General features: G+C 73.0%; 20 protein-coding genes. 11 read left to right on the top strand and 9 right to left on the bottom strand.

The genetic code is table 11. The features are described from left to right. Positions 1-66: 66 nt before the first annotated feature. A complete protein-coding gene (locus ACR68M_RS13470; RefSeq protein ID WP_441250712.1) occupies positions 67-627 on the bottom strand; it encodes a carboxymuconolactone decarboxylase family protein in 561 nt (186 codons plus the stop codon). Between the two features lie 68 nt (positions 628-695). Between ACR68M_RS13470 and ACR68M_RS13465 the strand changes: the two genes are divergently transcribed. Together ACR68M_RS13465 and ACR68M_RS13460 are read left to right on the top strand one after the other, a co-directional pair. Beyond that, positions 696-1043 carry a winged helix-turn-helix transcriptional regulator gene (locus ACR68M_RS13465; RefSeq protein WP_441250711.1) on the top strand — a complete coding sequence of 116 codons (348 nt, stop codon included), beginning with the start codon at positions 696-698 and terminating at the stop codon, positions 1041-1043. 91 nt (positions 1044-1134) lie between these two features. Next, positions 1135-1680, top strand: a complete 546-nt coding sequence (locus tag ACR68M_RS13460) for a GNAT family N-acetyltransferase (protein WP_441250710.1) — start codon at positions 1135-1137, stop codon at positions 1678-1680. Between the two features lie 14 nt (positions 1681-1694). Here the strand turns inward: ACR68M_RS13460 and ACR68M_RS13455 are convergent, their stop codons facing one another. Beyond that, the gene (locus tag ACR68M_RS13455; RefSeq protein ID WP_441250709.1) at positions 1695-2348 is read right to left on the bottom strand and encodes a hypothetical protein; all 654 of its coding nucleotides are present in this window, start codon (positions 2346-2348) and stop codon (positions 1695-1697) included. Between the two features lie 80 nt (positions 2349-2428). Here ACR68M_RS13455 and ACR68M_RS13450 point away from each other — a divergent pair, with 80 nt between their 5' ends. Then, positions 2429-3685, top strand: coding sequence for a pyroglutamyl peptidase (locus tag ACR68M_RS13450; protein WP_441250708.1), 1257 nt, complete (start codon positions 2429-2431; stop codon positions 3683-3685). A gap of 27 nt (positions 3686-3712) precedes the next feature. On the opposite strand, the gene ACR68M_RS13445 is transcribed toward ACR68M_RS13450, so the two are convergent. Both ACR68M_RS13445 and ACR68M_RS13440 read right to left on the bottom strand, forming a co-directional pair. Then, entirely contained in the window at positions 3713-4726 is a 1014-nt protein-coding gene (locus ACR68M_RS13445; RefSeq protein ID WP_441250707.1) for a bile acid:sodium symporter family protein, read from the bottom strand. Positions 4727-4882: 156 nt separating this feature from the next. Then, positions 4883-5086, bottom strand: a complete 204-nt coding sequence (locus ACR68M_RS13440; protein ID WP_104817891.1) for a cold-shock protein — start codon at positions 5084-5086, stop codon at positions 4883-4885. Positions 5087-5415: 329 nt separating this feature from the next. Between ACR68M_RS13440 and ACR68M_RS13435 the strand changes: the two genes are divergently transcribed. From ACR68M_RS13435 to ACR68M_RS13410, 6 genes are all read left to right on the top strand, one after another. Then, complete coding sequence (locus ACR68M_RS13435) at positions 5416-6300, top strand: menaquinone biosynthetic enzyme MqnA/MqnD family protein (RefSeq protein WP_441250706.1); 885 nt, start codon at positions 5416-5418, stop codon at positions 6298-6300. Positions 6301-6459: 159 nt separating this feature from the next. Beyond that, a complete protein-coding gene (gene mqnC / locus ACR68M_RS13430; RefSeq protein ID WP_441250705.1) occupies positions 6460-7668 on the top strand; it encodes a cyclic dehypoxanthinyl futalosine synthase in 1209 nt (402 codons plus the stop codon). Then, positions 7668-8288, top strand: coding sequence for a hypothetical protein (locus ACR68M_RS13425; protein WP_441250704.1), 621 nt, complete (start codon positions 7668-7670; stop codon positions 8286-8288). Before mqnC ends, ACR68M_RS13425 begins: the two co-directional genes overlap by 1 nt. A 226-nt stretch (positions 8289-8514) precedes the next feature. Continuing rightward, positions 8515-9078 carry a hypothetical protein gene (locus ACR68M_RS13420; protein ID WP_441250703.1) on the top strand — a complete coding sequence of 188 codons (564 nt, stop codon included), beginning with the start codon at positions 8515-8517 and terminating at the stop codon, positions 9076-9078. A gap of 66 nt (positions 9079-9144) precedes the next feature. Further along, positions 9145-9837: a demethylmenaquinone methyltransferase gene (locus ACR68M_RS13415; protein WP_441250702.1), complete on the top strand. Its 693-nt coding sequence runs from the start codon at positions 9145-9147 to the stop codon at positions 9835-9837. A gap of 268 nt (positions 9838-10105) precedes the next feature. Further along, positions 10106-11374: a geranylgeranyl reductase family protein gene (locus ACR68M_RS13410; protein ID WP_441251605.1), complete on the top strand. Its 1269-nt coding sequence runs from the start codon at positions 10106-10108 to the stop codon at positions 11372-11374. A gap of 41 nt (positions 11375-11415) precedes the next feature. Here ACR68M_RS13410 and ACR68M_RS13405 read toward each other — a convergent pair whose 3' ends face one another. After that, on the bottom strand, positions 11416-12216 hold the full coding sequence (locus tag ACR68M_RS13405; RefSeq protein ID WP_441250701.1) for a hypothetical protein: 801 nt from the start codon (positions 12214-12216) through the stop codon (positions 11416-11418). 104 nt (positions 12217-12320) lie between these two features. Further along, positions 12321-12485, bottom strand: a complete 165-nt coding sequence (locus ACR68M_RS13400) for a hypothetical protein (RefSeq protein ID WP_441250700.1) — start codon at positions 12483-12485, stop codon at positions 12321-12323. A 193-nt stretch (positions 12486-12678) separates the two neighbouring features. Here ACR68M_RS13400 and ACR68M_RS13395 point away from each other — a divergent pair, with 193 nt between their 5' ends. Further along, complete coding sequence (locus ACR68M_RS13395; protein WP_441250699.1) at positions 12679-15711, top strand: BTAD domain-containing putative transcriptional regulator; 3033 nt, start codon at positions 12679-12681, stop codon at positions 15709-15711. Between the two features lie 6 nt (positions 15712-15717). On the opposite strand, the gene ACR68M_RS13390 is transcribed toward ACR68M_RS13395, so the two are convergent. Then, a complete protein-coding gene (locus ACR68M_RS13390; protein WP_441250698.1) occupies positions 15718-17205 on the bottom strand; it encodes a DHA2 family efflux MFS transporter permease subunit in 1488 nt (495 codons plus the stop codon). A 138-nt stretch (positions 17206-17343) separates the two neighbouring features. On the opposite strand from ACR68M_RS13390, the gene ACR68M_RS13385 reads away from it, so the two are divergent. After that, positions 17344-18339: an Lrp/AsnC family transcriptional regulator gene (locus ACR68M_RS13385; RefSeq protein WP_441250697.1), complete on the top strand. Its 996-nt coding sequence runs from the start codon at positions 17344-17346 to the stop codon at positions 18337-18339. A gap of 2 nt (positions 18340-18341) precedes the next feature. On the opposite strand, the gene ACR68M_RS13380 is transcribed toward ACR68M_RS13385, so the two are convergent. Beyond that, complete coding sequence (locus ACR68M_RS13380) at positions 18342-18665, bottom strand: MazG-like family protein (RefSeq protein ID WP_441250696.1); 324 nt, start codon at positions 18663-18665, stop codon at positions 18342-18344. Between the two features lie 55 nt (positions 18666-18720). Next, positions 18721-19386, bottom strand: a complete 666-nt coding sequence (locus ACR68M_RS13375) for a peptidylprolyl isomerase (RefSeq protein WP_441250695.1) — start codon at positions 19384-19386, stop codon at positions 18721-18723. Positions 19387-19491: the final 105 nt, after the last annotated feature.

Genomic DNA, 19491 nt, shown 5'->3' with positions numbered 1-19491 from the left:
GGCTTCGGCCGTTCTCCGGCGTGATCTGGGCGCGCTCTGCTCCGACGGTCGACGCCCGGCGAGGGGTCAGCTGGTCGGGAACGGCGAGGCCCAGGGTTCCTCGTCGAGGAGGAGCCCGTTGGCCAGGTAGCTGATGGTCCGGTACCAGCCGGCCAGGACGAGGAACTCAATGAGTTGCGCCTCCTCGTAGTGATCGCACAAGTCGCTCCAGGCGGCCGGCGAGAGCTGGGCGCTGTCGTGAAGCTCGTCGACCGCGCGCAGCAGTGCCGCGTGTGGGGCCGACCAGGACGCGTGGGCCGCAGGGTCGGCCTCCGTGGTCGCTCGGAGCTGCTCGGGGCTGAGTCCGACCTGGTGGGAGTAGGCCGCGGCGTGCACGCCCCATTCGTAGGAACAGCGGGCCCGTGCGGTGACCCGGGCGATGACGATCTCGCGGTCGATGTCGGGAAGGAGTCCGTGGCCCAACAGCCCGGCCCCCAGGGCGAACATGCGCGATGCCAGGTCCGGGTTCCGGTGCAGCACTCTGAACAGCGCCAGTGGTTCGTGGGTGACGCCGGGTGGCATCCATCGCCGAAGTGCCTGGTCGATCTGTGGCGGGTAGGGCGGGCTGAGGGGTTCGATGCGTGGCATGCTCCACTCCTATGCTTCTATTATCGAATCAGTATGGTGCTTCGATAAGCGAAGCGCAAGGAGTTGGCATGGGAACCAGAACACCGCGGCCGGGCATGCCGGTACGAGGATCCGACTCGGGTCGTCCCGTCATGGCTGCACTCGATCTGCTCGGGCGCCGCTGGACCCTGCGCATCCTGTGGGAGCTGAGTCAGGCCCCGGCAGGCTTCCGTGAACTGCAACGCCGATGCGAGCGGATGTCCTCCAGTGTGCTCAGCACTCGGCTCGCGGAGTTGAGCGCCGCCCGCCTGCTCGCCCCGCACGGCGACGGCTACCAACTCACCGAACTCGGTCACACCCTCATCGAGGCGCTCGGTCCCCTGACGGCCTGGAGTCAGCAGTGGGCGAGCGCAACCGAGAGCGACGCCACGCCGTGACCAGGCCATGGGCCACCCGGCCCACGCTCGCGAGGATCGGCAACCGAATCCCCCCGGGGGGGCCACCGGTGACTGCGATAGGTTGCCGATCATGACTGAACTCGGACCTGTCCCCTGGCCGCCTGCCTCGATACGGACCGAGCGGCTGGTGCTCCGTGAGCCCGAGGCCCGGGACCGTGCGGCGGTCATCGAGCTGTTCACCTCGCCGGAGGTGGGCACCTACATCGGTGGCGCTCGACCGCGTGAGGAGTTCGAGCGGGCGGTGCCCGAGGTGCCCAGGCGGCGCCCCGGCCTCAGTGTGGTGGCTCTCGACGGAGCGATGATCGGGATCGTCACCCTCGACCGGCGGGACGCGGAGCGTCCGGGCCATGTCCGCCCGGATGCCGGGGAGGCCGAGCTCGGCTACATGTTCCTGCCGGAGGCGTGGGGCTTCGGGTACGCCGCCGAGGCGTGTGCGGCGGCGCTCGACTGGTTCGCCGGAGCGCTGCCCGGCGAGCCGGTGGTGCTCTGCTCGCAGACCGCCAACGACCGCTCGATGCGTCTTGCGGCGAAGCTGGGCTTCACCGAGGTGGAGCGGTTCGAGGAGTACGGCGCCGAGCAGTGGTTCGGCGTCCTGGAGCGGGAGCCGGAGGTCTAGGCCCCGACGGTGCGTCAGGCCGTCCGGGGTTCGCCGTACCAGCGCCAGTCGGTGCGGCGGGGGTGGCCGGGGAGGTCGGTGCGGCCGGTGGCCCAGAGGAGGGTGGGCCAGGGGGCTGCGCCGGGCGGGGCGTCGGGGAAGAGGCGGATGAGGGCGCGGGTGCAGAGGTCGGCGGGCGGGGTCCAGTCGAGGCCGAGGCCCTGGGCCAGGTCGTGGGTGTGGACGAGGGTCTCGACGGCGCCCATGGCGGCGAAGCCCTCGGGGTCGGCGTTGCCGTACGGGTGGTAGGCACGGGTCTGCGGCGGGGCTGTCCTGGTCATCGCGACGAGCAGGGCGCCGCTCGCCTCCAGCACCTCAAGCAGCCCGGCCGGGCCTGCGGTGCGGTCGGCGTGGACGGCGTTCGAGGGCCCGCCGGGGCGGCGGCGCTCCCACACGTACGGCACGTTGTGGTCCAACGGTGGCGTCTGCGGGCCGAGTTGGACGGCGTACGCGAAGAGGTCGTCGCTGAGGTGCTCGACGGTCTCCCAGCAGTCCCACTCCAGCGGCCCGGCCTTTGCCGTCCACGCCTGCGGTGGCGCCTCCCGGAGGGTGGCGACGGCGAGCAGGACGGCCTGCTGGAGGTCGTCGGGGGTGAACGGTGCGGCAGCGGGGGCCGGAGTGTGAGGCATGAGGCGGACGGTACCCCGGCGGGCCGGCTTTCTGCTCGATCGCCCTACGGTGTACGGCAGTTGAATGTAATGTCCACGTCATGAAGCTTTCACGGATGTGGGTTCTTGCCGGTGCGGTGGCCCTCACGGGTGTGATGGTGCCGGGCCCGGCCGCGCAGGCGGCCGAGGGCGACTGTCTGACGGGCCGTCCGGCCTCGGGGGACGTGGAGCGGCAGCGGCTGGCCGACCCTCGTGCGGCGGAGCTGGTCTCGCGAGCCGGGTTCGACGCGTTCACGGCCCGCTTCCCGGCGGCGCTGTGCGGGGTCGGATCGGCGGTACAGGCAAGGGAGTTGGCGGACACCTGGGGCGCGGCGCTGTGGGACTCGGCCGTGCGGCGGGCGCAGGGGCAGCGCCCGGGTGGCGACCTGGCGCCGGGGGACGACCGGCCGCTGTACTGGACGCGGCTCGCGATGGACGAGCAACTCGCCCGGTGGCAGCCGGGGTTCCCGGTGGACGTGGTGGCGCTGCGGAGTCGCTTCGAGGATGCCTCGCGCGGGCTGACCGGCAACGACTTCCGCCCGGCGCCGGGTGTGCGGCGGCTGTTCGTGAGCGGCTTCGACCCGTTCGGGCTGGACGGCGAGCTGCGGCGGGCCAACCCGTCCGGGTCGGTCGCGCTCGGTCTGAACGGCCGCCGGGTGACGCTGGCCGACGGGCAGCGGGTGGAGATCCGGGCCGTCGTCCTGCCGGTGCGGTACGCGGACTTCGACGGCGGCATCGTGGAGCGGGCGTTCGGGCGGCGGATGGCGGCCGGACCGCGTGCGGCCGACCGGATCACCACGATCAGCCAGGGCTACCCCGGCCTGTTCACCCTGGAGGCCTGGGCGGGACGGGCCCGCTCCGCCGACCCGTACCCGGACAACGAGGAGGCACTCTCCGGCGGCACGTACGAGAACCCGGTGGTGGCGCCCGGGATGGGCCCCGGTGCGGAGTTCATCGCGACCAGCCTGCCGACGGCGGCGATGGCCGCCGCCACCCAGACCCCGTACCCCGTCCGGCTGAACACCGAGGTCAGCGAGATCCCCGCCGGGGCGACCGAGCCGGTCGACCGCGAGGACGGGCCGACGCCGGGCTCCCGCGCGGTCGCGGGCGGCGGTGGGGGCTACCTCTCGAACGAGGTCGCGTACCGGAGCAACCGCCTGCGGCTGACCGTCCGTCCGGAGCTGCCCGGCGGGCACCTGCACACGCCCGTGCTCACCGGCCTCCCGGCCGACCCGGCGGTGCTGACGGGGCCGGAGTTCGAGCAGAACGAGGCGGCGATCGCGGAGGAGGTCCTGACCATCCTGAAGGCCGGCTGGTGACGACCGGTGCCGGCTGGGGCGACGGCTTCAGCCGGTGCGGCGGCCCCAGCGCTGGGCGAGCACCGTGCAGACGGTGAGCTGGAGTTGGTGGAAGAGCATCAGGGGGAGGACGGTGATCCCCACCGCCGCCGCCGGGAAGAGGATGGTGGCCAGCGGGAGGCCGTTGGCCAGGCTCTTCTTGGAGCCGCAGAACTGGATGGTGACCCTGTCCGGGCGGTCGAAGCCGAGGCGGCGGGCGGCGAGGCCGCTGCCGAGCAGGACGAGGGCGAGCATGGCCAGGCAGACGGCGGCGAGCCAGAGCACCTGCCCGGCCGAGACCCGGCTCCAGATGCCCTGGCTGACGCCCTCGCTGAAGGCGCTGTAGACGATCAGGAGGATCGAGCCCCGGTCGACGAGCAGCACGACCGGCCGGTGCCGGGCGATCCACGGGCCGACCCAGCGGCGGAGCAGCTGGCCGAGGGCGAACGGGACGAGCAGCTGCAGGACGATGTCGAGGATCTGCCCGCCGCTGATCCGGACGCCGGTGGAGCCGGCCAGCAGCCAGGCGGCGAGCAGCGGGGTGAGCACGATGCCCAGCAGGCTGGAGAAGGTCGCGGCGCAGATCGCGGCGGCGACGTTGCCCCGGGCCATCGAGGTGAAGGCGATCGAGGACTGCACGGTGGAGGGCAGCAGGGTGAGGAAGAGCACCCCGACCCGGAGTTGGGGGCCGATCACCCCGTCGGGCAGCAGCCGGGTGGCCTCTCCGAGCAGCGGGAAGAGCACGAAGGTGCAGGCCAGGATGAGCAGGTGGAGCCGCCAGTGCCGGGCCCCTGCCAGTGCCTCGGCGGGGGAGAGCCGGGCGCCGTAGAGGAAGAACAGCAGGCCGACGGCGGTGCTCACGGACCCGCTGACGACCGTCGCGGCGGAGCCGGTGGCGGGCAGCAGGGTGGCCACCCCGACGGTGCCCAGCAGCAGGAGCAGGTAGCCGTCGATGCCGATCCGGTGCAGGGCGCGGTCGGCGGTGCGGGCGAGGGCGACGAGGGTGGCCATACGTACGATCATGCGCCCGGCGGTGCGGGGGGAAAGGCAGGGGGCCCACCACGTACGTGACGTGGCGGGCCCCCTTGGTGGTGCTCGTCATGCTCTTGGTGACGGCCCGGACGGCCGTCATCAGACCCGCTCGGGGTCCTGAGCGATCAGATCATCAGAGGAGATGAATCAGATGGGGGTGACGTTCTCCGCCTGCGGGCCCTTGGGGCCCTGGGTGACGTCGAAGTTCACCTGCTGGTTCTCCTCCAGCGAGCGGAAGCCGCTTGCGTTGATGGCGGAGTAGTGGACGAAGACGTCGGGGCCGCCGCCATCCTGGGCGATGAAGCCGAAGCCCTTCTCAGCGTTGAACCACTTGACGGTTCCCTGAGCCATGCCGTTCTCCTTGCGAGGGACGTATTGGACACCACACCGTGTGGCATCCGGGGTCCGCTGCGCTGATCGCCCCGCCTCCGGAGTGGGTCCGGAGTTTTTCGATAATGCTGAAAAACTACGAAAAGCCTGCGGTTACATGCTCCGCAGGCTTCAAGTACTGCAAGGGGAATCAAACTGCAACTGGGTGGAACGGTAGCACGCGAGGGCAGGCCCGACCAGGGGTCTCCGGAGCCTCTCCGCGAGTGTGTCGAGTCCCGGATGAAGGCCCTCGCCGACCTCGGGCATACCCTGCGGAGAGGGTACGAACAACGGGTACGAGGGAGTACGTGGTGACCGGTCGGGAAGCTAGTGGCTCGGTGGCGGTAAGGCCCAGGGTCGGACACATCGAGTTCCTCAACTGCGTGCCCCTCTACTGGGGTCTCGCCAGGACGGGCAACCTCCTCGACCTCGACCTCACCAAGGACACCCCCGAGAAGCTCAGCGACCAGCTGGTCGGCGGGGCCCTCGACATCGGCCCGATCACCTGCGTGGAGTACCTGCGGCACGCCGACGAGCTGGTGGTGTTGCCGGACATCGCGGTCGGCAGCGACGGCCCGGTGATGTCCTGCGTGATCGTCAGCCGCCTTCCGCTCGCCGAGCTGGACGGCCGCCGGGTCGCCCTCGGGTCGACCAGCCGCACCTCCGTCCGGCTCGCCCGGCTGCTGCTGGAGGAGCGCGAGGGCGTGCGCCCCGAGTACTTCAGCTGCCCGCCGGACCTGGACGCGATGCTCGCCGAGGCCGACGCCGCCGTGCTGATCGGCGACCCGGCGCTGCGCGCCTCGCTGGAGCAGGCCCCCAGCCAGGGCCTGGCGGTGCACGACCTCGGCGAGATGTGGAAGGAGTGGACGGGCCTGCCGTTCGTCTTCGCCGTCTGGGCCGCCCGCCGCGACTACGCCGCGAGCCACCCCGAGACCGTCGCGGCCGTGCACCGCGCCTTCCTGGAGTCCCGCGACCTCTCGCTCGCGGAGGCCGCCAAGGTGGCCGAGCAGGCGGCCCGCTGGGAGGCGTTCGACGCGCCGCTGCTGGAGCGCTACTTCAGCGAGGCGCTGGACTTCTCGCTCGGCGAGCGCCAGCTGGCCGGCATCGCCGAGTTCGCCCGCAGGGTCGGGTACGACAGCGGCTTCGCGCCCGACGTGACGGTCACTCTGCTGGAGCCCGCACCCGTGGGTGGGTGAGGGCCGAAAACTGCGGGAGAGGGCTGGCGTACGCTGGTTCGGTCGTGCCTGCCGGGGTCTCCCCGGCGGTACGGCGGACAGGTGAACGGACGCCGGGCGGCAAGCGCCGGGCGGCCGCTCCGCAAGCGTTCGACGTTGGACAGAAAGAAGGCCCGCCAGGTGTCCGAGCAGACCCCCGCCGCCGCAGACCTGCAGGCCGTTCTGGACCGCGCCGCCGCCGGGGGCCGGATCACCCCCGAGGAGGCGCTGCACCTCTACCGCTCCGCGCCGCTGCACGCGCTCGGCTCCGCCGCCGACGCCGTCCGCCGCCGCCGCTACGCCGGTACCGAGCACATCGCGACGTACATCATCGAGCGGAACATCAACTACACCAACGTCTGCGTGACGGCCTGCAAGTTCTGCGCCTTCTACGTCGCCCCCAAGAGTGACAAGGGCTGGTCGCGCGACCTCGACGAGATCCTGCGCCGCTGCGCGGAGACGGTCGAGCTGGGCGGCACCCAGATCATGTTCCAGGGCGGGCACCACCCGGACTACGGCGTCGAGTACTACGAGACCGCGTTCGCCGCGATCAAGAAGGACTTCCCGCAGCTGGTGATCCACTCGCTGGGCGCCTCCGAGGTCGAGCACATGGCCCGCCTCTCCAAGGTCTCGGTCGAGGAGGCGATCACCCGCATCCACAAGGCCGGGCTGGACTCCTTCGCCGGGGCCGGCGCCGAGCTGCTGCCGGAGCGCCCGCGCAAGGCGATCGCACCGCTCAAGGAGTCGGGGGAGCGCTGGCTGGAGATCATGGAGATCTCGCACGGCCTGGGCGTCGAGTCCACCTCCACCATGCTGATGGGCACCGGCGAGACCAACGCCGAGCGGATCGAGCACCTGCGCATGATCCGCGACGTGCAGGACCGTACGGGCGGCTTCCGCGCCTTCATCCCGTACACCTACCAGCCGCAGAACAACCACCTCAAGGGCTCCACCCAGGCCACCGTCTTCGAGTACCTCCGGATGATCTCGATCGCCCGGCTCTTCCTCGACAACGTCGCGCACATCCAGGGCTCCTGGCTCACCACGGGCAAGGAGGCCGGTCAGCTGTCGCTGCACTACGGCGCCGACGACCTCGGCTCGGTCATGCTGGAGGAGAACGTCGTCTCGATGGCCGGGGCCAAGCACCGCTCCAACCTCACCGAGCTGATCCACCTCATCCGGGCCGCCGACCGCACCCCGGCGCAGCGCTCGACCACGTACCAGCACCTGCGGGTGCTGGACGACCCGGCCAACGACCCGGTCGACCCGCGCGTCGCCTCGCACATCGCCTCCACGGCGATCGAGGGCGGCACCGCGCACCCCGAGCTGAAGATCCTCTCCACCACCTGATGCTGACCCTCCACCGGGCCTCGGCCCTGCTGCTGGCGGATTCGCTGATCACGGACGGCGCCGTGCTGGTCGACGGCCCGTCCGTGGTCGCGCTCGGCCCGTACCGGCCGGTCGACGGTGCCCGGGTGCGGGAGTGGGACGGGCTGCTGACGCCCGGTCTGCTCAACCCGTACGGGCAGTGGCTGCTGGAGACCGCCTACCACCCGGACCCCCGGGAGGAGCTCGGCGTCGAGCCGCTGCTGCTCCCGGACGGCGAGGTGGACGAGGTGCGGCGGGGCGGCAGCGCGCGGCGCGGGCTGCAGCGGATGCTCGGGTACGGGACGACGGCGGTCGCCGGGCCGTTCACCCGGGCGGTGGTGCGGACTGCCGTCGCCCGCTCCGGGCTGGTCTCGGTGCCGGGGGCCGGGGAGCGTGGCGGGCTCGACCCGCTGGCTGCGGCAGGGCTCGCGGTGGGGCACGCGGTGGGGCTCGCGGCTGCGGTGCAGCGGCCGCTGGCGGTCGGTGGGCGGGCGGACTTCGCGGTCTTCGGCGTCGGTTCGGTCGAGGAGCTGGAGCGGGTGGGCGCCGGGAGTTGTGTGGCAACTGTGGTGGGCGGGCGGTTGTTGTACCGCAGTCGGTGAGATTCCGTCGGGAAACGGCCGGTGAAGTACGGGTGGATGGCCGGAATCCGGCTAATCCCCGTAGTAGTCATACAAACTGATCGACTCTTGCCGTGACCTGAGGCACCGCCAGCGGTTACGATCCGGAACAGCCATCTCGGTGAAGGTCGTTCCGGTTGACCGCGTCGAGGGGCACCCTCACCACCGGGCCCTCCCCAGGCCCCGTCCGGCAGCCAGGACAGGAACCATGCGATCCGCGACCGCTCTCCGTCCGCGCGGCGCGCGCCTCGGCCGCGGCTGGTACCTCGCCGCCGTGCTCAGCGCCGCGCTCGCGGTCGGCATGTGCCTGCTCGGCTGGCGCCAGGCCGACCAGGCCGACCGCATCGCCGCCCACCCCGTCCGGGTCGAGGGCACCGTCACCCAGCTCCCCACCGGCAGCGCCACCTACAGCGCCGTCAGCTACCGCGCCGACGGCCAGCTGCGGACGGCCGCCGACCTCTGGCTCCCCGGCGACGTCAAGGTCGGCGACCCGATCTGCCTGGAGCACGCCGCCGCCGACCCGGGCGCGGTGCGGGTCTGCGGCAAGCGCTACCCCCAGCCGGTCGGCATCAGCCTCGCCCGGATCAGCGTCCCCGTCGCCCTGCTGCTCTTCGCCGCCTGCGCCGCCCGCATCTGGCGGCACCGCCGCGTACGGGTGACACACCCGCGCATCCGCACGACGGTCGCCTTCGCCACCGAGGGCATGCCGGCCCTCACCCACGGCAAGCGTTCCCGCCGCCGCCGCAGCAGGCGGCGGCACGCCACCGGCTGAGCAGCAGCCGGGCAGGTCCGGCCCCCATTGCCCGGGTTGTCCGGGGGAGGGTGAACAATGGGGTACGTGACCCGAGCCTCCCTGGACAAGCAGCCGCACGAAGTCGCCGCGATGTTCGACGACGTCGCGGCGAAGTACGACCGGACGAACGACGTGCTCTCGCTCGGCCAGGCCCGCGCCTGGCGCCGCGCGGTGGCCGAGGCGGTGGACGCCCGGCCGGGGCAGACCGTGCTCGACCTCGGGGCGGGGACGGGCACGTCCTCGCTGCCGTTCGTGGAGGCGGGCGCGGACGTCGTGCCGTGCGACTTCTCGATCGGCATGCTCGCCGAGGGCAAGCAGCGGCACCCCGAGCTGGCGCTGACCGCCGGTGACGCGACCAGGCTGCCGTTCGCCGACAACTCCTTCGACGCGACGACGATCTCCTTCGCGCTGCGCAACGTGCAGGACACCGCCGTCGCGTTGAGCGAGCTGCACCGCGTCACCAAGCCCGGTGGCAAGGTCGTCATCTGCGAGTTCTCGACGCCGACCTGGACGCCGCTGCGCACGGTCTACACCGAGTACCTGATGCGCGCCCTCCCCCCGGTGGCCACCGCCGTGAGCAGCAACCCGGACGCGTACGTCTACCTCGCCGAGTCGATCCGCGCCTGGCCCGACCAGCCCGCGCTGGCCGCCAAGCTCCAGGAGGCCGGCTGGCAGAAGGTCGCCTGGCGCAACCTCACCGGCGGCATCGTGGCGCTGCACCGCGGCTTCAAGGCCTAGCGCCGCGCTCGGCGAGGCTTGACCCGGCACGCCGCCCGGTACGCACTCTCGCCGCACCGGCCGAAGGCCGAAGTAGCTCAACTACGAGCGCCCTTCGTCCGGCACGCCGAGAGCACGCACCGAACGACGCGACGGGTCAAGCCTCGCCGAGCGCGGCGCTAGCTAGACTCGTCCGAGTCCCTCCCCTGACCCCGCAGTACGCAGGAGTGTGCCCACCGTGTCCCAGACTGCAGCGTCCCAGACCGCAGCCGAGTCGACCAGCGAGACCGTGGAGAGCAGCGCAGACGTCATCGTGGTCGGGGCGGGCCCGGCGGGCGCGACCACCGCGTACTACCTGGCGCAGGCCGGGCTGGACGTGCTGCTGCTGGAGAAGACGGAGTTCCCGCGTGAGAAGGTCTGCGGCGACGGCCTGACGCCGCGGGCGACCAAGCAGCTGGTCGACATGGGCATCGACGTCTCGACCGACAACGGCTGGCTGCACAACAAGGGCCTGCGGATCATCGGCGGCGGCGTCCGGCTGGAGCTGGACTGGCCCGAGCTGTCGGCCTTCCCCGACTACGGCCTGGTCCGCAAGCGGGCCGACTTCGACGAGCTGCTGGCCCGTCAGGCGCAGAAGGCCGGGGCCCGGCTGTACGAGAAGTGCAACGTCACCGGGCCGGTGCTGGACGACCGTTCGGGCCGGATCGTCGGTGTGACGGCCAAGCTCGGCGACGAGAAGCGGCCGGTGACCTTCCGCGCCCCGCTGGTGGTGGCTGCAGACGGCAACTCGACCCGGCTCTCGCTGGCGATGGGGCTGCACCGCCGGGAGGACCGCCCGATGGGCGTCGCGTACCGGACGTACTTCACCTCGCCCCGGCACAGTGACGACTACCTGGAGTCCTGGCTGGAGCTCTGGGACACCCGGGGCGCCGAGAAGAAGCTGCTGCCCGGCTACGGCTGGATCTTCGGCATGGGTGACGGCACGTCGAACGTCGGCCTCGGCATCCTCAACTCCTCGCCCGCCTTCGGCGAGCTGGACTGGCGCGAGGTGCTCAAGTCCTGGTGCGCCAGCATGCCCGAGGAGTGGGGCTACACCCCCGAGAACATGACCGACCCGATCCGGGGTGCTGCTCTGCCGATGGCCTTCAACCGGCAGCCGCACTACACCCGGGGCCTGCTGCTGGTCGGCGACGCGGGCGGCATGGTCAACCCGTTCAACGGTGAGGGCATCGCCTACGCGATGGAATCCGGCCAGCTCGCCGCCGGGGTCATCGTGCAGGCGCACGCCCGCGTCACCCCCGCTGGCCGGGAGAAGGCCCTGCACGCCTACCCGGCCGTCCTCAAGGACGTCTACGGCGGCTACTACACGCTGGGCCGTGGCTTCGTGAAGCTGATCGGCAACCCGAAGGTCATGCAGCTCGCCACCCAGCGCGGCCTGACCCACCCCGTGCTGATGAAGTTCGTGCTCAAGATGCTCGCGAACCTGACGGACCCGCAGGGCGGCGACGCGATGGACCGCATCATCAACGGCCTCGCGAAGATCGCCCCCAACGCCTGACGCAGCCCCCGTCGGGGAGCTGTGGGACACGTGTGGGGCGGTCAGGCCCGGCGGTGCAGGGCGGTGTCGCACCAGTCGGGCCCGGTGGGGCGGCAGAGCGTCGAGGGGGTGAGCGCCCCGTACACGACCAGTTGGTCGCTGCCGCCGCCCGACAGGGTCAGGGTCAGAGCCATGCCCCAGTCGTAGCTGTCGGTCACCTTCCAGCGGCCGGTGGTGGGCGCCGACTGCTCCGACAGGCGGCCGAGGAAGTCGCCGCCCGCCCGCAGCTCCAGCAGCTCGCCGTCCGGGCCGGCCCAGGTGCCGGTGACGGCCGGGTCGGTGGGGGAGGAGGGTGTCCAGGGCTGCTCGGCCTCATAGCTCAGGACGCCCCAGGCGGACCCGGCGACCAGGGCGGCCGCGCCCGTGAGCAGCACGCCTGCGCGCAGCCACCGGGCCCGGTCGCGGGCCTTCGTGGCGAACAGGCCCGCGACGATCAGCAGCTGGACCGGCCACAGGACCGCCAGCAGGAGACCGAGGTCCCACCAGGCCGGCCAGGCAAGACCGTTGCCCCGGCCGTCGGGCCACCGCGCAGCTGCCCCCCAGAGGCCGACCACCCCCGCCACGACGGCCCAGACCGAGGCGACGTTCAGGTAGGTCTCGAAGCCGGCGGTGTCCGTCGGGTCGACGGACCAGGTGACCGCGGCCGAGAACAGCCACCACAGCAGCACGCCGACGCTCCCGAGGCAGGCGACCGCACCGAGGAGGAACCGGAGCCCGCCCCCGGCTGCGCGGCGCCAGCCGCCCGTGCCGCCCGTGCCGCCCGTGCCCCCTGTGCTCGTTCTCGATCCGCTCGCGTCGTCCATGCAGCCCCCTGATCAGCAGTTCCTGCCGAAACCTAGCCGGAGATCGCGCCGGGCAGCCCGGTGCGGAGGGCGCCGGTACAGAACTGCGACAGACGACCGCAGTGTCAGCTGCTCTGCCGGGTCGGCGCCTTTCCCCCCTCGGCGGTGATGGTGTGCTTGATGCCGGAGCCGGTGCCGGGGCTGGTGCCGAGGTCGACATGGATGCCCGCCGGGGGCTGCGGTGCGGCGTCCTGGTGGGGAGTGGGCCGGGAGTGGTCCGCGCTGGTCATGGTGGCTCCTGTGCTGTGGGGTGTGCTGCGGGGTGGGCCGCTCGTTGCGGCCGGGCTCATTCTGGGCGGAGCCGATCAACAGACGATCAACGTCGGATGTGCGGGCCCGGCCGGCGCGCGCATGCGGTGGAGTCCTGGCGGGCTCGTGTACCTTCTGGGCTCGGCAGGGGGACCACGCAGGTGAGGGCACGGAATGACCAATGGCAGGGGGGCGACCGGTCACGGCGTCAGCTTTCAGCTGCTCGGCCCGGTACGCGGCCGACGCGACGGCACGCCGCTCGACCTCGGGCCGCCGCAGCAACGCGCCGTACTGGCCGCGCTGCTGCTGCGGGCCGGAGCGCAGGCGAGCACGACCGAGCTGACGGACGCGCTGTGGGGTGAGGAGCCGCCCGCCCGCGCGGTCGGCACCCTGCGCCACTACGCCTGGCGGCTGCGCTCGGTGATCGAACCGGACCGGCCCGCCCGCGCGCCCGGGGCCCTGCTGGTCTCCGTCGCGGACGGTTACGCCCTGCGGGTGCCGCGCGAGGCCCTCGACGTGCACGTCTTCGAGCGGGAGGTGGCCGCGGCCGCCCGGGAGCGGGAGAGCGGTGACGCGGCCGCCGCGCACACCAGGCTCGGCGCCGCGCTCGGCCTCTGGGAGGGGACGGCGCTCGGCGGTGTCCCCGGCCCCTACGCCCGGAGCCACCGTGACCGGCTCGCCGAGCTGCGGGTCAGGGCGCAGGAGGACCAGTACGACTGCGCGTTGAGCCTGGGGCGGCACACCGAGGCGGTCGCCGAGCTGGGCGCCCTGATCAGCGAACACCCGCTGCGCGAGCGCCTGCGGGCGATGCTGATGCTGGCGCTGCACCGCAGCGGACGGCAGGCGGAGGCCCTCGCCGTCTACACCGAGACCCGCCGGGTGCTGGTCGGTGAACTCGGCGTCGGGCCCGGCGCGGAGCTGACCGAGCTGTACGGCCGGATTCTGGCGGCCGACCCGCTCACCCCGCTCACCCCGCTGCGCCGGCCCGGCCCCGCGCCGGTGCGGCCTGCGGTGACGCCGAGAGCCGGCCTGGTGCCGCGCCAACTCCCGGTCGACATCGTCGACTTCATTGGGCGGACGGAGACCGTCGACGGTCTGCTGGCCGCCCTGACCGGCGGGGCCGGGGCCGGGGCCGGGGCCGGAGCCGGGGGCAGTGCGGTCGCGGTCTGCGCGCTCTCCGGGATCGGCGGCGTCGGCAAGACGGCGCTCGCCGTGCACGCCGCGCACCGGGCCCGATCCGCCTACCCCGACGGGCAGTTGTACGTCGATCTGCGGGGGGCGAGCCCGACCCCGGCCGCCGTCGGCGCCGTGCTGACGCAGTTCCTGCTGGCCCTCGGGGTGCCCGAGACGGCCATCCCCGCCGACGTGGAACAGCGGGCCGCGCTGTACCGGTCGCGGCTCGCCGACCGGCGGGTGTTCGTGCTGCTCGACAACGCCCACGACACCGCTCAGGTAAGGCCGTTGCTGCCGGGTGGGGCCGGGTGCGCCGTCCTGGTGACCAGCCGGGCCCGGACCATCCTGCTGCCCGGCGCCCGGCAGTTCGAGGTGGACGTGCTGAGCCGCGCGGAGGCGCGCGACCTGCTCGCCACCGTCGTCGGCCGGGCCCGGGTCGAGGCCGAGCCGCAGGCCGCCGAGGAGCTGGCCGAGGCATGCGGGCACCTGCCGTTGGCCGTCCGGATCGTCGCCTCCCGGCTGGCCGCCCGCCCCGGACGGCCGCTGGCCGCACTGCTCGCCCGCCTGCGTGACCAGCGGCGGCGGCTGGACGAGCTGAAGGCCGGAGACCTCGCGGTCGAGGCCACCTTCCGGCTCGGCTACGACGCCCTCCCGCCGGAACAGGCCCGTGCGTTCCGCCTGTTCGCGCTCTGCGACGCGCCGGATCTGCCGCTGGACGCGGCCGCCGCCCTGCTCGGCACGGATCAGGACACCGCCGAGACGCTCGCCGAGGCACTGGCGGACGCGGGCCTGCTGGAGCCGTACGGAAACGGCCGCTACCGGTACCACGACCTGCTCCGGCTGTACGCGCGACGGGAGGGCGCGCGACGGGAGGGCACGCGCGGGGAAGGCGGGGCCGGGGAGCGGGACGCGGCGCTGCTGCGGCTGCTCGACCAGCTGCTGGCCACCGCCGCCAACGCCTCCGGCCTGCTGGAGCCCGGCCACGCGCTGCACCTGAGCCTGCACCCGGTCACGGCACCCGGCCTGCGGTTCGCGGGGGAGGACGAGGCGCGGGCCTGGCTGCGCGCCGAGTACGCCCTGCTCTCGGTGACGGTCGCCCAGGCGCTGCACGGGCTGAGTGAGCTGCCCGGCGGGCTGCGGGCCGCCGTCGACCTGCTGCTGCTCTGGTTCGGGCTGATCGAGGGCCTCGCGCACCGCCCGGAGTTCCAGCGGCTGGCCGCCCTCGCGGCCGACCGCGCGCAGCAGCGGGGGGACGCCGGGGCGGAGGCGCGGGCCCGGTACGTGATCGGCACGCTGCACTACCTGACTGACGCCTACGGGCTGGCCGAGGCGGAGCTCGGGCGCAGCCTGGAGCTGGCCGAGGCCGCGGCCGACCCCGCCGGCCGGCATCTGGCGGCGAACGCGCTCGGCATCCTGCACTACGCGACCGGCCGCCCCGAGCGGGCGCTCGCCCTGCTGCGGCTGGCCCAGGAGCTGTCCGAGCGTTCGGCCGACCCGGGCAGTGCGTCCCGGATCCTGGCGACCCTGGCCCGGGTGCACCTGGCGCTCGGCCAGGCGGCGGAGGCGGTGGTGGCGGCCGAACGTGCCGTCGGGCTGGCCCGGGAGGTGGGCAACACCGTCGGAACGGCCCGGGTGCTCTACCAGTACGGCTGCGTGCTGCGCAGCACCGGCAGGGCAGGGGCGGCGGCCGAGCAGCTGCGCGAGTCGCTGGCGCACTTCCGCAGCGGGCAGCACCGCGACGGGGAGGGGCTGGCGCTGGCCCGGACGGCCGAGTGCCTGCTCGACCTGGGGCTGGCGGCCGAGGCGGCGGGCTGCGCGCAGGAGGCCCTGACGATCGCGCGGGAGCAGGAGAAGGCATACTGCCAGGGGCTCGCGCTCAGCGTCCTCGGGCAGGCGCTCCCGCAGCTGGGCCGCGCCGGGGAGGGCGCGGAGCGGCTGCGGGAGGCGCTGCGGATCTTCGACCGGCTGGGCGTGCCCGAGGCCGGGGCCGTCCGCGCCCTGTCGGGTGCGAGCGGGGACCCGGCGGCTGGGTAGACCCGTTCAGGCCCGAGTGGCGGCGGCCGGGGTCGGTGCCGGCGCGGGGTGCTGCGCGGTGGGCTGCCGTACCAGGACGAGTACCGCCAGCCCGCCCAGCAGGCCCAGGACGCCCGAGACCAGGAAGGCGTCCTGGAGGCCGGAGGCGAAGGCGGTGTGCACGGCCGGGGCCAGCGCCGGGTCGTGGGCGATCATCGGGCCCGCCTGGCCGCCGGTCAGGGCGGCGACGGGTATGCCGCCGGGCAGGGAGTGGTCGAGGCCGGTCTTGAAGACGGCGCCGAGCACCGCGATGCCGAGGGCGTTGCCCAGCTGGCGGGAGGTGTTGAGGGCGCCGCCCGCCATGCCCGCGCGGGCCTGCGGCACGGCGGCCATCGCGGCCGAGGCCATCGCGGGGGTGGCGAGGCCGACCCCGGCGCCGGTCACGGCGAGGCCCGCGACGAGCACCGTCCACGTCGAGTCAGGGCCGATCGGGGTCAGCAGCAGGGCGCCGACGCCGATCAGCAGCAGGCCGCCGCCGACCGTCCAGCGGGCCGGGGTGTCGTGCAGCTTCTTGCCCGCGACCCCGGCGGTGACGAAGGCCACCACGCTCATCGGCAGCATCGTCAGCCCGGCCGTGACCGGGCCCATGCCGCGCACCGACTGGAGCCAGAGCGAGGTGTAGACGAGGTACGAGAAGGCGGCCACCGAGAGCAGCAGCCCGCCGAGCATGATGCCGACGAAGGTGCGGCTGCGGAACAGTCCGAGGTCGAGCATCGGCCGGGGGCTGCGCAGTTCGACGAGGACGAAGGCCAGCAGGGAGAGCGCGCCGAGCGCGAAGAGGCCGAGCGTGGTGGTCGAGCCCCAGCCGTTCTCGCCGACCCGGATCAGCGCGTACGTCACGGCCCCGGCGGCGAGGGTGAAGGTGACCAGGCCGGGCAGGTCGACGCCGGTCGCGTGCGGGTTGCGGGACTCCTTCACGTACCGGAGCGTCACGACGATCGCGATCACGCTGACGGGCAGGTTGACGAAGAAGATCCACCGCCAGTCGAGGTGCTCGGTGAGCAGCCCGCCGAGCACCGGCCCGGCGGCGGCCGCAGCGCCGTTGACCGAGCCCCAGACGCCGAACGCGACGCCTCTGTCCCGGCCCTGGTAGGTGCTGCTCAGCAGGGCCATCGTGGTGGCGAACATGGCCGCGCCGCCGACTCCCTGGAGGCCGCGGAAGGCGATCAGGGCGACCGGACCGGTCGCCAGGCCGCAGGCCAGCGAGGCGGCCGCGAAGACCACCAGCCCGCCGAGGTAGACCTTGCGGCGGCCGACCAGGTCGGCCAGCGAGCCCGCGCCGAGCAGCAGCGCGGCCAGCGCGAGGGCGTAGCCGTCCAGTACCCACTGGAGGTCGGCGAAGGTGGTGTGCAGGCTGGTTGCCATGTCCGGCAGGGCGACGGTCACGATCGTGACGTCCACCAGCAGCATGAACGCCCCCAGGCACACCGCGGTCAGCGGCAGCCACTTGCGCATCGGGTTCTCCTTGGAGTCTTCGGGCCGGGTGTGGTTGCCGGCACCCGAGAAAGCTCGCACCCCGTGCCCGGAAGGAGCCATCCAGCACTGGGTCGGTGGCGGATTCCGACACCGACGGGCGGTGGAATGATGGGAAGCATGAACGAGGTCGAGGAGCTCGACGAGCTGGACCGCGCGGTGGTGCAGGCGCTGATGATCGACGGCCGGGCCGCGTTCAGCCGGATCGCCGAGGTGCTCGGGGTCTCCGACCAGACGGTGATCCGCCGCTACCGGCGGATGCGGACCAACGGCCTGCTGCGGGTGATCGGGCTGGCGGTGGGCCACCGGGTGGGCCTGTTCGAGTCCTGGCTGCGGGTGCACTGCAAGCCGGACGCGGCGCTCGCGGTGGCGGACGCCCTGGCCCGCCGCCCGGACATCGCCTGGGTCACCCTCAACTCCGGCGGCACCGAGATCCACTGCTTCACCAAGGCCCGGACCCGGGAGGACCGGGACGCCCTGCTGCTGGAGAAGCTGCCCGGCACCCGGCAGGTCACCGCGATCACGGCGCACAGCAAGCTCCGGATGTTCATGGGCGGGCCGGGCCAGTGGGGCGGGCTGGACGTGCTCTCCGACGCGCAGGTCGCGGCGCTGGAGCGGCCGTTCGCCGAGAGCGGCGCGCAGGTGAAGCTGGACGAGGCCGAGCTGGCGCTGCTCGCCGTCCTGGCCCGCGACGGCCGGGCCGGCTACCCCGAACTGGCCCGCGCCACCGGGCTCTCCGAGTCGACGGTGCGGCGGCGGCTCGACCAGCTGCAGGCGGGCGGCGCGGTCTTCTTCGACGTCGAGATCGACCCGCTGCTGCTCGGCTTCCACACCCAGGCCGCCCTGCTCGCGACCGTCGCCCCCGCCGACCTCGCCGCCGCCGGAGCCGCCCTTGGCAGCCACCCGGAGGTCCCCTTCGCCGCGGCGATCACCGGCTCGGCGAACCTGCTGGCGGTGGTGATCTGCCGCGACAACGACGCCCTGTACGAGTACCTCACCGAACGGATCGGCGCCCTCCCCGCCATCCGCCAGCTGGAGGTCGTCCCGGTCCTACGGACGGTGAAGCGCGCAGGCATGCTCATGGACGGAGTCCGGCTGGTGGACCCACCGGCGTGAGGTCAGCTGCGGAAGTCCGCCGAGCGCCGTTCGACGTACGCGAGGCGTTCGGCGAAGACGCGGGGGGCGTCCGGGGTGAGGGTGCGGAGGGCGACGAGGGCGGAGAAGACGACGTCGCACAGCTCGTGCTGGACGTCCTCCCAGGTGTGGGTGACGCCCTTGCGGGGGTTCTGGCCGGTTGCGCCGATGACGGCCTGGCCGACCTCGCCGACCTCCTCGGAGAGCTTGATGATCCGCAGCAGCCGCTCGTCGCCGGGCGGGAGGCCGCTCTCCGAGTCCAGCCAGGCGACCAGGCGGTCGACGCTCTCCCAGATGGCGCTGTCCATGCTGTGTGCTCCCGTACGGTCTCGGCGGACCACCACCGTACGGGAGCACACAGGGTCAGTGGGCGCTGATCCGGACCCGCTTGATGTCGACCGGGAGGGTCGGGAAGCCGTCGCCGGGGCCGTTCTGGTCGTCCTCGCCGCCTGCCGCGATCTTCTGCAGCACGTCCAGCCCGGCGGTGACCCGGCCGAAGGGGGTGTAGGCGGGGGAGAGCTTGGTGTCCTTCCAGACGAAGAAGAACTGGCTGCCGTTGGTGTTCGGCCCGGCGTTGGCCATCGCGACCGTCCCGGCGGGGTAGGTCGCGCCGGTCAGGTTCTCGTCGGGGAAGGAGTAGCCGGGGCCGCCGCTGCCGGTGCCGGTCGGGTCGCCGCACTGGAGCACCCAGAGCCGCTGGGTGGTGAGCCGGTGGCAGTGGGTGCGGTTGAAGTAGTCGTGCTCGGCGAGGAAGCGGAACGAGAAGGTGGTGCAGGGCGCCTTGTCGGTGAGCGCCTCGAACTTGATCGCGCCCTGACTGGTCGACAGGGTCGCACTGTAGGGGCGGGCGGCCTTCTTGGCGTCGAAGACCGGTATGCCCTTGAAGTTGTCGGCGGGCACCGCCGGAGTGTAGGTGCAGCTCGCGGCCGGGGCCGGGCTTGTGGCCGGTGCGGCGGCGGCCGTCCCCACCGAGGTGGCGAGCGGCAGGGTGGTGGCGGCGAGCAGCAACGACCAGTGCTTGCGCTTCACTTGAGGGGTCCTCCGGCGAGTGATTGTCATGACTCACTCACCTATGCCCGGCCGCGACGGCGTTAAGCATGCGATCGCGAGGGTCTCTCGGGTCTGACGGGATAC

The sequence above is a fragment of the Kitasatospora sp. McL0602 genome, from assembly GCF_052076145.1.
In the GTDB taxonomy this organism is placed as follows: domain Bacteria; phylum Actinomycetota; class Actinomycetes; order Streptomycetales; family Streptomycetaceae; genus Kitasatospora.
Note: the sequence above shows the minus strand (reverse complement) of the source record. Positions and strands in the feature narration are given on the sequence as shown.